Consider the following 1,316-nt stretch of genomic DNA (forward strand, 5'->3'; position numbering starts at 1 on the left):
GTGGCGGTGTGCCGTTTCGCGCAGGAACTGGCGGCGGAATATCGCTTCCCATCTGAATCGGTGGCGGTGTATTGCTTCGTAGAGGAACTGGTGGACGCATCGCTGCTTCCAATAATATTTTTGCGTCTCGAAGCGTCAGTTGATCACTCTTCAACCCAACAAAGCGACTTTGTCCGCCACCCACTTGCTCCAAAACAAAGTTGTTTTTACCAAGGCGGGCAGAACCGCTAAATAACTCTGCTTGGTCGTAACTGTTGAGAATAATGTTCGATGTATGCTTCAAGATATCCATAGCAAATGCTTTTTCTGTCTCTCTAGCACCATTTGAGACTGTAAGTCCCTGAAAACTGCCTTGTGTATTTGCGGCAACAGCTCCTCTTAGTTTACCTGTTGCATCGCCATTTTCCTGCGCTAAATGAGTGACCTGAGTATGTAATTGTTGAATCGATAATCCCATGTTTACCTCTACATTATCTTTAAATCCGACATCATATTAAAAGCTTATTTAGGGTCTCGTTTGCCGTTTCTGGTCGCAACTTTTTATATTTGTTTTCAAATGACGAATAGTGATAAAACTATAACTAAAAGTAACAAGTGAACGAAAATTTTTTTGATAACTTCTTGGATATTCGAAACAAAGTAGGCAGACAACATGAACGAAAGGTTTAAAATGGTGATCGCTGATTTAGGTCGGCTTCTAGAAACAGAACTGACCATAGAAGAAGGCATATCCAGTTTAACTTTTGACAACCAAAACGTTGTACACTTAGCCCCTATCGGCGAAGACCAACTGGTTATTTTTATGAACGCGGGTACACTTGAAAGTGAACAACAAGCAGTATCCCTACTGAGGCAAAATATCTTCTCCTCTGAGTATTTTCAGCCCCGTATAGGTTTATCCCAAAACGATGAACTTGTAATCTGGAGTCAACACAGAATTGATGAGCTCGACTCTCCAGCAATAAACCAAACTCTTGAAAAGATCTTGTATATTTCTCATTCTTTACATTCGGAGGAAATCACATCGACAAACTTGCCTACATTACACCCAAGTTTGATGGTTTGACTCCAAAGCGCACCCCTGGATTTAAAGTCTAGCGAAATACCACTAGTGATGGTCGATGTCATAGCTTCATATAATCACAATCCACGAGAGAGCAAGCTGCTCTCTCGTGAGTATTATTTGCAAAAGAAATAGGCTAGGTTAAATATCTTTAAAACGGTGAATAACCTGATTACTCGAACCCCGCCAAAGTAGCCCGGGGTCATAATTATCTTGTTCAAACTTCCCGTCTATTAGCACATCAATATTATCC

At 41.1% G+C, this 1,316-nt stretch carries 2 protein-coding genes and 1 pseudogene; 1 reads left to right on the forward strand and 2 read right to left on the reverse strand.

Annotation, left to right across the window (positions count from 1 at the left end; translation table 11 throughout):
• Positions 1-457: pseudogene (locus AND4_RS19320) on the reverse strand (tyrosine protein phosphatase); the annotation flags it as partial.
• A 195-nt stretch (positions 458-652) separates the two neighbouring features.
• Between AND4_RS19320 and AND4_RS19030 the strand changes: the two are divergent.
• A complete protein-coding gene (locus AND4_RS19030; protein WP_009844617.1) occupies positions 653-1,066 on the forward strand; it encodes a CesT family type III secretion system chaperone in 414 nt (137 codons plus the stop codon).
• A 138-nt stretch (positions 1,067-1,204) separates the two neighbouring features.
• Here AND4_RS19030 and AND4_RS19800 read toward each other — a convergent pair.
• Positions 1,205-1,316 (reverse strand): 4Fe-4S cluster-binding domain-containing protein (locus tag AND4_RS19800; RefSeq protein WP_009844618.1); only part of this gene is annotated, 112 nt, incomplete at its 5' end.

The organism is Vibrio sp. AND4 (genome assembly GCF_000171815.1).
In the GTDB taxonomy this organism is placed as follows: domain Bacteria; phylum Pseudomonadota; class Gammaproteobacteria; order Enterobacterales; family Vibrionaceae; genus Vibrio.